Below are 13,067 nucleotides of genomic sequence, written 5' to 3'. Positions count from 1 at the left end.
TTCGTATGTTCATATAAAATTTAAAATAGATCTTTAATATCCTGCCAAAACTATGAGTATGATTAAAACACTGTCAACGTTGTTGGTTGTCACATTTGGGTTACTGCCTGTCTTAACACTTGCTCAGGATGGACAGGTTCAGTTAAGAGACAGCAGTAAGTTAAGCATTAAAGGAAAATCAAATGTAAATGAATTTACCTGCGAATCTGAGCACGAGCTTCAAAAAGATTCACTGGATTATGCTTACACTGTCAGTGGTGATACTGTACAGGTAAGTGGGGTTAACTTAAATCTTGAGATCGATCAGTTTGATTGCGGTAAAAGAGCCATTAACCGGGATTTCAAAAGTACTTTAAAGTACAAGGAATTTCCTTTCATTCAGATCATATTAAATGAACTGGTAGTCTCAGATTCAACCAGCCTGATCCCTAAAGAAGCAAAAGTGACCATCCGGATCGCCGGAGTGGAACGTCATTATACCGTACCACTCAATTCATTTTCCAGCAGTGAAGAAAGTTTTACAGTTGGTGGTAACAAAATACTCAGAATGACTGATTTTGGCCTTGAACCCCCATCTCCTATGTTTGGCCTTATCAAGGTTGAGGATGAGCTCGATATACAATTCGACCTGGTGATCGTTCGAGATCCTTTCGGCACCTGATCTCTTTTTCTAATTGAGAACCCTCCAGCTTCCTCCTAGCTGTTCATCCTCTGTTCCTATTGTGAATACACTGCCCGGAATCAAACCGGTTCCTGCCGATATCCCTTCAACTTTATACCCATCTATTCTTTTATAGACAACCATTGGATCAGAAAGTTCAATGGGATCTACGCTACTTCCCTGAACCCTGCCTATCCTGAAAACAATGGAGTTAAAGGGGCCATTTTCACCTAATTCCTCAGAAGCAACCGCCCAAAGTCCGTTATCCTCATCTAAATGTAGTCCGGAAATATCTCTGTTCAAGCTATCATTTGTCCAGTGCCCGGGGGCGTTTATTTCAACTCCTACTTTACCCTTAGGTGTCCATTTCAATTCATAGGTATCCAGGTCAGCCTGTGCCCACCTGATCAAACCATTTTTATAAGCATTGGATCCTCCTCTTTCTCCAAACAACACCATGATGTCATTAGAATCAGTCAGCAAACATGCTATTCCTTCTATCTCATCACCCGCATCGTCATCCGGACCTTTAGAATCAAATTCCGGAATATCGAATAAACCCAGTACCTCAGCTTTAAAATTCGTGGCTGCAGCATACAGCCGGATATGAAACATACGGCCAAACCGTCCATCCCATTTACCTGATTCCGCGATCAGAAATTCATTCTTCTGACCGGGCAAACTGCATACGGATTCAAGATCACTGCCTTTCCCATCCGCGTGCTGCCAGTTAGCAATCGGAACTGGGTAAACATTTATCCCCTTATTTTCCGATAGCCTGATCACCCCCACCCTATACCCTTCCTCAAAACTTTTCAGGTCATATACAGCCAGAAAAGAACTGTCGCTGATCATATCCATACCGCTGATCGCCATCATGTCCGGATCATCCGAAATTGATTTTTTAACACTCTTTTCACCGTTACAGGAGATCGCTATAAAGACTAGAAACATAAGGCAGGCTATTTTGCCTGCTGAAGAAGGTGCAATAAGGCGCATAAAAAAGATTATAGATGTGATTTAAACCAATCCGATCAAATATAAATAATACACCAATAGGATCACGGTACATTTATTTTGTCCATCAGTTCATATTAAAAACCAGCCTTCTCGTAGAGACACGATGCATCGTGTCTCTACGAGAAGGCTGTTAATACATTTTAAAGGGTTTGGATTCCCGCAAACAAAAAAGCCGAACGGCCGGATCTGAGATCCTGTACCATTCGGCTTTAGCGAATACCGAACATAAAAAGGGCGAGCCTTTCACAGCGCGCCCTTTTCCTATGAGGTCGGTATATTAGAAGCTAATAACTGCTTCTAACATGATTCCGCTAAATTCAGCTCCGGCATAATCGCCGCCGAAGTTATCGTATGATTGTTTCACATACTCTAGTTTGGTCATCACATTGTCGGTCATGAACCAGCCACCGCCAATATTTAGTCTTGTTATATCTACATCAACGTTATTTACATCTTCACCAGATACGGTATTGTAACGAGTACCTAGATAGAAGTCTTCATCCATTCCAAATCTGTAAAGCAGCTCCGCACCTAACTGTGTGAAAGAACGGCTGTCTGCTTCTGTGTCGATTTGACCAGTTACAGTTTCAAATACTCCAAAGAACTCAAGACCCTGGAATTTTACGAATGGATTTATCATGATGGCTGTCATTTCACCAGCAATTGGGCCACCTGGAGCTCTACTGGATACAGTATAGGTAGGAGAAAATCTACCGGCGCGGAAGTTTCCTGGCTCAATAACGTTGTAGTAACGAGTACCGGCACGGTCGCCTGAGTATAGGTAGATAGAAGAACTTTGAGATACTCTGAACAAAGAACCGGTCAATCGAAGTCTTAGATCATCATTAACCTGACTGTCATAACCAATTTTAGTTAGGAAAGAAGGCTTGGTTTTGATCGTTTCTTCGTTAGTACTTTGATTTAGTTTACCATTAGTTAAACCAACCATACCAAAGATATCTCCAGAGTAAACATATACTTCACCACCAACTTCTGTGGTAAAGGAATCCATAATGTAGTTACCTACGAAAGGATTAAGAATAGCTGCACCGTTATCTGATCTTCTGAAGTGTGTGTCACCATAGTTATTTTCCATGTGACCTACTTTTATTCGGATATTATCAGACAGACTTGACAGGAATCCTTCTTCAATGAAGTCGAAACTGTCAATTTGGAGATAACCACCTTTTACCCACGCCTCAGAATGGTGCTGAGAAGACAGATAAGTACGAAGGTGCATTCTCATACCGGGTGCTAAAGCAACATCAAAATCGAGGTTGGAAGTAGCCAGGTTAAAGTTAGATTGTAAATCAGAAAGATTATTAGCGTCATTTTCGTGACTTAGTCCCTGAAATTGTAGTGTGTTAGAACCACCAATTCTTACATAAACACCGTCAAATTCTTTGTCGGTTGTAAATGGGGCTTCAAATACATTCAATCCTGCCTTGGTAGGTGGTGTGTAATATTGAATGTTATTGCGTTCCTGTGCTTGCGAGGAGAATGAGAATGCTCCCATAACAACCGCAGCAAGTAACATTGTGATAGATCTATTTAGTAGTTTCATGACCTTAAAGGTTTAGTTAGTTGTTGGTTAGTTAAATTGAGTTGGGTTGTTACTGAATGAATTTGGCGTCAAAGATCACATCCACTTCTTCGCCGGCTTTGATGGCTCCGAACATGGCTTTTGGCGGATCTACGTCATAATCCTTCATATTTATATTTTGTGTACCATTGAATAGTACTGAGCCGTCCGGAAGGATCTCATATTCAACTTCCATTTGAATAGATTTTGTAACTCCGGATATGGTCAGGTCACCAGTTGCTGTTAGTGAACTGTCGTTTATTGAAGTGACTTCTGAAAGTACGAATGTAATATTTGGGTACTTTTTCTTGTTAAGGGCGTCATAAGTTTTACTATCCATTCCGCCTTTACCACTTTTTATTCCATCCACCACAACATTAAATTGCAGATCTGTAACGGATATAAGTGAGTCCTCTTCAATTCCGATGGTTGCATTTCCTGAGAATTGTTCAGCTTCAGATTCCCAGTCGTGTACATTAGACGTCCCGTCAATGACCACTTTACTGTTTTCAACATCTATGCTGTAGTTCTGTGCAAAAGCAAGCATACTACTGAACGCAAACATTAATGTGATTAGAATTCTTAACATGTTGACCTCATTGGTTTATTTTGAATTGTTGTATTTGAATTCGTTACCAATATCTCCTCTCAAAATGAAGAAAAAATGAAGAGACAATTTTATTTTTTTATTCTCTCAAACCATTAGGTAATAAAAACTTACATCAACGGAATTTCAAGCTTTATGTGAAGATTCGATGAAGTTGTTATAACAGGCTGATATGTAAGGTGTGGCCACATTGCATTTTGTTCCCTCATAAATATTAAAACCCATGGATTATTGATTTAACACTGAAGATAGTTTCCGAAACCTCATTAATTAATTCTTCAGATCATTCTACCGGCAGGCCTTCCATCTGCATGATCTTAAGGGCATTGGTTGTAGGACAAGGCCCTTCCTTGATCTTGTACTCGAAACTCATTTTACCATTTTCTATGGTTTCTGCAAAATGCCAGTTGCTTATACCTGATATCTCTTCCTCCAGGGATGCCAGCTCCAGATCATGCGTAGATACCATCCCTATACCATTTTTGCCGGCCACGTTCTTCAAAAAGGCCGTACTGCCCTGAAACCGCTCCCGGTTATTTGTCCCCTTGAAGATCTCATCCACAAAAAAGAATAAAGGTACAGAATGATCCCCTTCCAGTTCATCCAATAATCTCCGTAATCTTCTCACTTCAGCATAGAAGTGCGAAAGTCCACCCTCCAATGAATCCTTCACATTGATACTGGTGAAAACCCTGAATTCTCTGGTATAAAAGTCTGATGCATTAACCGGAGCCCCGGCAAAGGCTAGTACCAGATTCACTCCTACAGTCCGTAAAAAGGTGCTCTTCCCGGCCATATTGGAACCGGTGATCAAAAACAGGTCATTTCCTTGCTTTACAGTAAAATCGTTTGTAACCCTTTCAGAATAATGGATCAATGGGTGCCCGAGATCACTGGCTTCCAAATGGGTCTCACCTTCTGATTCAAAATCAGGGAAACTATAAGATGGATTCAGGTACCCAAAGTTGGCTATGGAGTTGAGTACTTCCAATTCATAGAAATCATCCAGCCATTCCGTCAGTTTTGGTTCAAGTTCCCTTTTCAGGTCTTCCATTTTCATAGAAAAATACATATCCCAGGGTATCACCATATTAACCAATGGCCAAAGCACCTGATTAGTTTGTAAAGATGCGGCACCGGCCATTCTGGAAGCCTTTTTTAAATAATTTGAAGGAGCGTCTCCCTCCTTCTGAAAATTTGAGAGAAAATCAGCAAGCTTAGACCCATCTGAAAACTGATATTGTTCAATGTATAGTAATATCTTTCCAAACCGATCCATCTGTTTATCGATCTGATATCCGGCATCAAATAAACCGGCGATCTTATGGCTGTTGAAATTATAGTACCCTAAATACGTCAGAAACGTGATCAGCACCCAAGGTCCGGTGAGTCCTGAGATAGCTGTGATCAATAAAATGATGTTTGATATGGATAACAGACTTAAAATTGCCAGGGTTAATCCAAATTTCACATTACGGGGCTCACGCATCCAGCTAAGTAATCTGTCCAGGCTCCAGTCTTTGTCTGATTCTTCCTGACGGGAAATAAAAGCCTGAACCTGAAGCCTGTCCCTGAAACTGTTCAATGGCATAAGTTCCTTCACCAACTGATGTCTTTTGATGACCTGCTTTGTATCAGGCACTTCATTTAATAACCAATCGGCTAACCGTTCCGAGCTGCCTTCATATATAGAGGTATCCATTAAATGATGAATAGAGAATTCACCTGTTATATGAAGATCATTTGAGAAAGCATGATCATTCAGGTCTCTGCTGAACGTATATTCGGGTAATTTATCCCATTGCAGGTCCATTCGTCCGATCTGTTGCTCCTTTACCTCCTTCAAAAAAGAGAGTTGATCCCTGTGATCCGTGATCTTTTTATGGCGTGAAATGAGATAAATGAATCCACCTGTCAATGCCAGTAAAGAGGTAAAAAAGGTGCCGTCACTTCCGGTTTGTGCTACAGCATATAAAGCGATCACAGAAATCACAAAATAACCCCCTCTGATATAAGAAAAGCGGGTGCTTGCGTTCTCCAGTTCAATGATCAATCTTTCCAGTTTATCGATCTGCTGATTGAACTGATCTCGTAATTTCTGTTTTGGATGCTTACTCATGGAATAGTTGATTATAAAATGGTCGCGAATTTAAGGATAGGCATAATTGAACTTAGTAGACAGTCTTCAATTATATTTAAACTCAACGGGGATCTTTGAGTGACATTTAATCATTTTTTATTTAAGATCGATGCTTATACAGTTGTCCCTGAATTAATTTCCAAACTTACAAACAAACGCCCTATGTCCGGATCCTTAAATCTTGCTGTATTGATCACATTGTTACTCATATCCGCATGTACCCCCGAGGCTGACAAAGAACCTCAGAATCCTTACAAGGGTGTTACAGGTACCGTGGAATATCATGAAGATTTCGAATCAGATTTTGTAGCACCGAGAAATGTTGAGGTTTGGCTTCCTCCCAATTATTCAGATGAAGACTCATCCTACCAGGTGTTGTATATGCATGATGGGCAGAATGTTTTCAATCCACAAACCTCCTATAATGGAAATGACTGGATGGTGGACGAGGTGCTTACCAATCTGATCAGGGAAAACAAAGTACAAAAGACCATAGTGGTAGCTTCCTGGAACACTGGCGAAACACGATTTGCGGAATACATGCCCATTAAACCGGCAAAACAGCCCTCATTGGGCTATGACGAGGTGATCTCGGATGAATACCTGAAGTTTCTGGTTCAGGAATTGAAACCCTTTATAGACACCAATTATCGGACGAAGGCACAACCTGAGTTTACATCTATCATGGGTTCCAGCATGGGGGGACTCATCTCCTTATATGCCATTATGGAGTACCCGGATATTTTTGGAGCTGCAGCCTGTCTGTCAACCCACTGGCCGGTGGCAGACAATGGTGATAGCGACTTTCTGAGTTATATACCGGAAGCCCTGCCGGATCCAGAAACTCATAAGATCTATTTTGACTTTGGTACTCGAGGGCTGGATGCCAAATATGAGGTCTATCAGGATCAGGTAGATCAGATGATGAGGAACAAGGGGTATGAAGAAGGCCTGAACTGGGTGACTAAAAAATTCGAAGGTCACGACCACAAAGAGCAGTATTGGGCTATGCGTGTGAATGAGCCTCTGACCTTCATTCTGAATTAGCAGACTTTAGTTCTGCGATAGTGGCACCCCAGCCACTTCTGTCGCTGGCCAAACTGTATGATTCAACATTTGGATTCCGGTCTAACAGGCTGTGAACAGTTCGCCTGATTACACCCTTCCCCTTTCCATGAATGATCCGAACTGAATAGATCTCATTCTTCAAACACTCATCAATATAATCAGGGATCAGGTCTCCCAGATCTTCCGGCTTAAAATGATGCAGATCCAAACTACCATCGATCGGTAATTCTACCGGCTCCAGTTCAGACATTATGACCTCCTGGCTACAATTAACTGATAGTTATCCATGGTTCACTGAACATAGTCTGTAACCCGACGTTCACTGACTACTTTTTTGATGAATGAAACCACTTTTTGGTGATCCGGGTGGTCTGCATATGTCTGAAGGTCTTCTTTGGTTTCGCAGCTCACTGTCAAAACCACATCACAAATGGCTTCACTGTCACCTTTTAAAATATTAAGGCCTACCTCAGCTGACTTCAATTCTTTAATTTTTGAGGGAAGATCTTCCAGTAATTTCTTCATGGTTTCAGCATTTTCTGCCTTGGTCTTACCCTCTGCTACGTCCTTCAGCTTCCACATTACGATATGCTTGATCATTTCGTTATTCGTTATTCATTATTCGTTCAAGTAAATATCTTATTTACTATCTCAATTCCCAAAATAGTATACTTCAAAATTCAATGTTCCTTGTTCAATGTTCGATATTCTACTGCTGTCAATTAATGCTTGGAACCCTTAACTTTGTGGTTCTGTTTAACAGGCGAAAGTAACTACCTGTTATCTACACAAACACAACCCGAAATTTTGAAAACATTGGATTTAGATAAGATCACGGCCGAGGAGATCGGCGAAGACCACGTAAGTACCTCAGCACAAACTCCACTTAGAGAGGATGCCTTTGAAATGAGCGATTCAGAAAAGATCGATACCATTCAGGAACATTTTGCTGAGATCATGAAGACTCTGGGATTGGATCTTGAGGATGACAGTCTGAAAGGAACTCCATATCGCGTGGCAAAGATGTATGTCAAAGAGATATTTGAAGGGCTAAACCCTAAGAATAAGCCAATCGCCCGCCAATTCAGCAACAGTTATGAATATAATGGTATGCTGATCGAAAAGAATATTCAGGTTACCTCCTTTTGTGAGCATCATTTTCTGCCATTTATTGGCAAAGCACACGTAGCCTATATTCCCTCCGGAAAAAAGGTGATCGGACTTTCCAAGATCAATCGTATCGTGGATTATTATTCGCGTCGACCTCAGGTACAAGAGCGCCTGACACTGCAGATCGCTGACGAATTACAAGCAGCTCTTGAGACCGAAGACGTTGCTGTTTTTATTGACAGCAAACATTTATGTGTGTCAACGCGCGGTATCAAAGATCACAGCAGTACCACGATCACAGCTGAATACCGCGGTGCTTTTAAGAATGAAGACACCCAGCAGAAATTCATAGATTACATCAGAACCAACACGCAGATAGACTAATACTGTGGCTGAAAAAGCAAAGAACCTTCAGGTTTACAATACTCTTTCACGACAAAAAGAACCGTTTGAACCTTTAAACCCACCTCATGTGGGTATGTATGTATGCGGTCCTACTGTATATGGTGATGCCCATCTTGGCCATGCCAAGAGTTATGTTTCTTTTGATGTGATACTCCGATACCTCCGATATCTTGAATATAAGGTCCGTTATGTGCAAAATATCACGGACGTAGGTCACCTGGTTGATGATGCTGAAGAAGGTGAAGATAAGCTCAGCAAACAGGCCCGTATAGAAAAGGTGCAACCTATGGAGATCGCAGAGAAGTACACATATACCTACTTCCGCGATATGGATGCCCTGAATGTACTCAGGCCGGATATAGCACCCAGGGCAACGGGCCATATCCCTGAGCAGATCGCCATGGTCAAGAAATTGATCGAAAACGGCCATGCCTACGAGGTTAACGGCAACGTTTATTTTGATGTTTCTTCCGATCCGGAATATGGTAAACTAAGTGGACGTAAAACTGAAGATGCTGAATCAGGTACCCGCGTTGAAACAGCATCTGATAAACGAAGTCCCGAAGACTTTGCCCTTTGGAAGAAAGCAGATGATGGACACATAATGAAATGGGACTCCCCCTGGGGGGTTGGCTATCCAGGTTGGCACGTTGAGTGTTCGGCTATGAGTACCAAGTATCTGGGCGAAAGTTTTGATATTCACGGGGGTGGACTTGAAAATCAGTTTCCTCATCACGAATGTGAGATCGCCCAGGCTGAATGTGCCCACGACAAACAATTTGTAAAATACTGGTTGCATAACAATATGGTGACCCTTGAGGGTCAGAAAATGGGTAAATCGCTGGGAAATGCGATCAACCTGCATGAATTTTTTACCGGAGACCATAAGCTCCTGACCAGAGCATGGCCACCGGAGGTCATTCGTTTCTTCCTGCTTCAGTCTCATTACCGCAGTACCACTGATTTTTCTGAAGAAGCTTTGGGTGGAGCTGAAACAGGACTTAAGAATCTGCATTCCATGATCAATTCTATTGAGAATGCTGAACCCGGCAACGATGCAGCTTTTGATCTTGATGGTTTAAAGAATTCTGTAGAAGGTGTCATGAATGACGACTTCAATTCTGCTCAGGCCATTGCGATTCTTTTTGAGCAATTAAAAGAGATCCGAAAGCTGATCACCGATAAAAAATCACCGTCCAATCTTGAAGAGATCAAAACCTTTCTTCATGATTTTGTGGATGGTGTGTTAGGGATCTGGCCACAGGAAGGCGGAAGCAATGAAGAACTAACCAAGGGTTTGATCGAATTGCTTATTGAGATCCGTAAAGATGCACGAAGCAACAAGAATTTCGAACTTTCAGATAAGATCCGTGATGACCTCAAAGAATTAGGGGTTCAGCTAATGGACGGAAAAGAAGGAACATCCTTCGAAATCGAGTAATGAAATGGCTGAAGCTCATATTCAGCAAACTGATCGTTGGATCAGTTCGCTTCTATCAGTTGGCCATTTCCCCCTGGCTGGGTAAAAGCTGCCGGTACACCCCTACTTGTTCTCAATATATGATCGAGGCAGTAAATGAGTGGGGCCCGATGAAAGGCTTTTGGCTGGGTATAAAGCGAATCGGAAGTTGCCACCCCTGGGGCGGTGAAGGCTATGATCCGGTTCCAAAAAAGAATAACGAAAATGAACATTGAACAACGAATATCGAAGTAAATGAGTGACATTAAATTCAAAAATCGTATTACCGTAGAACAAGTAGAAGAAGGCAATGACCTGGCTCCTAAATTTCAGGATGATGGACTGATCCCGGTTGTTACTACCGATTATGAATCCGGTGAGTTGCTGATGCATGGTTACATGAATGAGGAAGCTCTGAAAAAGACCATTGAGATCGGTGAAGCCGTTTATTACAGCCGCAGCCGAGAAACACTCTGGCATAAAGGTGCCACCAGCGGTCTTGTTCAAACTGTTAAGGAAATGCGTATTGATGATGATCAGGACTGTGTATGGCTTCGGGTTGAAGTACAGGGTAACGGTGCCAGCTGCCATGTGGGATATCGTTCTTGTTTCTACCGCAGTGTCCCAACCGGTGAGGAATTTGAGAAAAAAGACGGCGAATTGAATTTCGAGGAAGACGAAAAAGTCTTCGACCCCAAAGAGGTCTATGGAGATGCGCCGAACCCAACCAAGCTGTAGTAGAATAGCTCAGCTGCTATAAACTTTCAGTTAAATTACTAACCGTAGGGGCAATTCATGAATTGCCCCTATGGTTTTTTTATACTACCCTATTATCCTTTCATCCACTTTTAAGTTTGGTTCTGAAAGTTCTGCGTTGGAACCAATAGCTTAACTAAGCTAACTCTTTTCGGAGCTCTGCTCCGAAATGCCACTGACAGGATCCGACTCCTTTTGCCTCAAGAATTTAATGGTAACCAACAAAAAAGCCCTGAACCATTGCTGGAACAGGGCTTACATACTTTACGCTCCGACGCAGAGCGTCAGATCGAGTCTGTATTGTAGGTTCTTAATTCATATTCTGAGGCTCAGTAAAGCTTCAGAACTCACCTGATTGATCGTAATGCACTATGAGCATGTAAAAGCTCAAAAACTGGCTCCAAGCGCTCTGCACCGGAGCCCCATAATTATGCATAAACCTCAGGACTTCTTTTCTTCTTGATACGTCCGCCTTTGGCTTTTTTGGAGCCACCGGAGTTTCTCTTTCCCTTGTTAGATCTTCCGCTATTTCCAGAGGATGAACCATTTTTATCCGGCTTGGCCAGTTCAACACTGATATCACGGCCTTCAAACTGTGTTCCATTCATGGCATCAAACAGTTTTGAATCAAATCCTTCCTCAACCTCAAAGAATGAGAAATTTGTTTGAATATCGATCTTACCGAAATCAGGCTTCTTACCGTGCATTTGCTCATTGACAACGCCCATGAGTCGTGCAGGATTCAATCCGTCTCGCTGACCAACATTCAGGAAGTAACGGGTATATCCTTCCTCAGCCACACGATTATTGCTGCGGCCGCCTGAATTGCGTTCTCCCTTGTTTGAAGAATTTCGCTTGTTATTCTTTTTATTGGATCTGCCTGCAGATGCGTTGATATCACCGGCCTGCTCGTAGTATTCCAGGATCTGATTGAATTCCATGGAAACAAAATGCTGAATGAGTTCCTGCCATCCAAGATCAGAAAGTCGCTCATAGACTTCCGGCAAATACTTTTCGATCTGCTTTTCGTTGACTTCTGTGGTTCTGAGTTTCTCAACCATGTCCATCATGCGGACACCACAAACTTCTTCACCTTTCGGCACGTCCTGTTTTATGAAATTCTTACCGGACATTTTTTCCAGTGCTCTGATCTTATTCATTTCACGAGTGTGAATGATGGAAACAGAGATCCCACTGTTACCTGCACGACCGGTACGCCCACTTCTGTGAATGTACACTTCCAGATCGTCAGGCAGGTTGTAGTTGATCACATGTGTGAGGCTGTCTACATCCAGTCCACGGGCAGCAACATCTGTCGCTACCAATAGCTGAAGTTCTCCGGAACGGAATCGGTTCATAACTTCATCACGTTGGTTCTGCGAAAGGTCTCCATTCAGCAGGTCGGCATTATATCCTTCCTTAGAAAGTTTTGAGGCAATATCAGCCGTTTCACGGCGGGTTCTGCAGAAGATGATCCCATAGATATCCGGGTTAACATCTGCAATACGCTTGAGAGCATCATAACGATCTTTGGCGTTCACCATGTAGAAATGGTGCTCCACATTCAGGGCGCCTGAGTTACGGGCATTGACCTGAATCTCTTCAGGGTCATTCATGTACTTACGCGCCATTTTTGAGATTTGTTTTGGCATGGTTGCCGAAAACAGAAGTGTTTGCTTTTCTTTAGGAGTATCATGAAGAATGGCATCCAGATCATCCTGAAAACCCATATTCAGCATTTCATCGGCTTCATCAAGGATCAATGAGCGAACATTTGTTACATCCAGTTTTCCTCTCCTAATGAGATCCAACATTCGTCCCGGTGTTCCGATCACAACCTGAGTCCCTCTGTTGAGAGCGCGGATCTGAGTAGAAATGTTTGCACCACCGTAAACGGCAACTGTGCTGATTCCCTTCTGATACTTAGCAAAAGCTTTAAGATCTTTTTCGATCTGTATGGCCAGTTCACGGGTAGGTGAAAGCACCAGAACCTGAACATTGTTTGAATTGGCATCCACTTGTTGCAACACAGGCATACCAAATGCACCGGTCTTACCGGTACCTGTTTGGGCAAGGGCAACCAGGTCTCTTTGTGAAGCTAAAATGGTTGGAATAGCTCTTTCCTGAACTTCAGTGGGGTTTTGAAAACCGAGATCTTCTACGGCTTTACATATTTCGGGCGACAGGCCCAGTTCTTTGAACGTTGACATATAGTAATTTTAAGTCGTTTTTATCCCGTTCAGAAATTGGTGCTGTACT

The 13,067-nt window shown here is 42.4% G+C and carries 13 protein-coding genes; 6 read left to right on the top strand and 7 right to left on the bottom strand.

Features of this window, described 5'->3' with window-relative positions:
* The first annotated feature begins 58 nt into the window (after positions 1-58).
* Complete coding sequence (locus tag AC13FX_RS08415; protein WP_482880104.1) at positions 59-661, top strand: YceI family protein; 603 nt, start codon at positions 59-61, stop codon at positions 659-661.
* 9 nt (positions 662-670) lie between these two features.
* Here the strand turns inward: AC13FX_RS08415 and AC13FX_RS08410 are convergent, their stop codons facing one another.
* The 4 genes from AC13FX_RS08410 to AC13FX_RS08395 all read right to left on the bottom strand — a co-directional run bounded on the left by AC13FX_RS08410 (position 671) and on the right by AC13FX_RS08395 (position 5,989).
* On the bottom strand, positions 671-1,615 hold the full coding sequence (locus tag AC13FX_RS08410) for a hypothetical protein (protein WP_482880103.1): 945 nt from the start codon (positions 1,613-1,615) through the stop codon (positions 671-673).
* 343 nt (positions 1,616-1,958) lie between these two features.
* Complete coding sequence (locus AC13FX_RS08405) at positions 1,959-3,245, bottom strand: hypothetical protein (RefSeq protein WP_482880102.1); 1,287 nt, start codon at positions 3,243-3,245, stop codon at positions 1,959-1,961.
* A 49-nt stretch (positions 3,246-3,294) separates the two neighbouring features.
* Entirely contained in the window at positions 3,295-3,852 is a 558-nt protein-coding gene (locus AC13FX_RS08400) for a YceI family protein (protein WP_482880101.1), read from the bottom strand.
* A 301-nt stretch (positions 3,853-4,153) separates the two neighbouring features.
* On the bottom strand, positions 4,154-5,989 hold the full coding sequence (locus tag AC13FX_RS08395; protein ID WP_482880100.1) for a MutS-related protein: 1,836 nt from the start codon (positions 5,987-5,989) through the stop codon (positions 4,154-4,156).
* Positions 5,990-6,172: 183 nt separating this feature from the next.
* Between AC13FX_RS08395 and AC13FX_RS08390 the strand changes: the two genes are divergently transcribed.
* Positions 6,173-7,057, top strand: coding sequence for an alpha/beta hydrolase (locus AC13FX_RS08390; protein WP_482880099.1), 885 nt, complete (start codon positions 6,173-6,175; stop codon positions 7,055-7,057).
* Here AC13FX_RS08390 and AC13FX_RS08385 read toward each other — a convergent pair.
* Both AC13FX_RS08385 and AC13FX_RS08380 read right to left on the bottom strand, forming a co-directional pair.
* A complete protein-coding gene (locus AC13FX_RS08385; RefSeq protein WP_482880098.1) occupies positions 7,044-7,328 on the bottom strand; it encodes a Smr/MutS family protein in 285 nt (94 codons plus the stop codon). The genes AC13FX_RS08390 and AC13FX_RS08385 overlap by 14 nt on opposite strands.
* Positions 7,329-7,369: 41 nt before the next feature.
* Entirely contained in the window at positions 7,370-7,678 is a 309-nt protein-coding gene (locus AC13FX_RS08380; RefSeq protein WP_482880097.1) for a Dabb family protein, read from the bottom strand.
* A 207-nt stretch (positions 7,679-7,885) separates the two neighbouring features.
* Here AC13FX_RS08380 and folE point away from each other — a divergent pair, with 207 nt between their 5' ends.
* From folE to hisI, 4 genes are read left to right on the top strand one after another with little or no spacing between them, the layout of a single operon-like run.
* The gene (gene folE / locus AC13FX_RS08375) at positions 7,886-8,572 is read left to right on the top strand and encodes a GTP cyclohydrolase I FolE (protein ID WP_482880096.1); all 687 of its coding nucleotides are present in this window, start codon (positions 7,886-7,888) and stop codon (positions 8,570-8,572) included.
* A gap of 4 nt (positions 8,573-8,576) precedes the next feature.
* Entirely contained in the window at positions 8,577-10,034 is a 1,458-nt protein-coding gene (cysS, locus tag AC13FX_RS08370) for a cysteine--tRNA ligase (RefSeq protein ID WP_482880095.1), read from the top strand.
* Positions 10,034-10,288 (top strand): membrane protein insertion efficiency factor YidD, encoded by a 255-nt coding sequence (gene yidD / locus AC13FX_RS08365; RefSeq protein ID WP_482880094.1) that lies wholly within the window; start codon positions 10,034-10,036, stop codon positions 10,286-10,288. The genes cysS and yidD overlap by 1 nt, the downstream gene beginning before the upstream one ends.
* Positions 10,289-10,307: 19 nt before the next feature.
* Complete coding sequence (gene hisI / locus AC13FX_RS08360) at positions 10,308-10,790, top strand: phosphoribosyl-AMP cyclohydrolase (RefSeq protein ID WP_482880093.1); 483 nt, start codon at positions 10,308-10,310, stop codon at positions 10,788-10,790.
* Positions 10,791-11,236: 446 nt separating this feature from the next.
* Here hisI and AC13FX_RS08355 read toward each other — a convergent pair whose 3' ends face one another.
* The gene (locus tag AC13FX_RS08355) at positions 11,237-13,018 is read right to left on the bottom strand and encodes a DEAD/DEAH box helicase (protein WP_482880092.1); all 1,782 of its coding nucleotides are present in this window, start codon (positions 13,016-13,018) and stop codon (positions 11,237-11,239) included.
* Between the last annotated feature and the right edge of the window lie 49 nt (positions 13,019-13,067).

The sequence above is a fragment of the Gracilimonas sp. B-17 genome, assembly GCF_056857935.1.
This window is presented reverse-complemented; position numbering and strand designations above follow the sequence as displayed.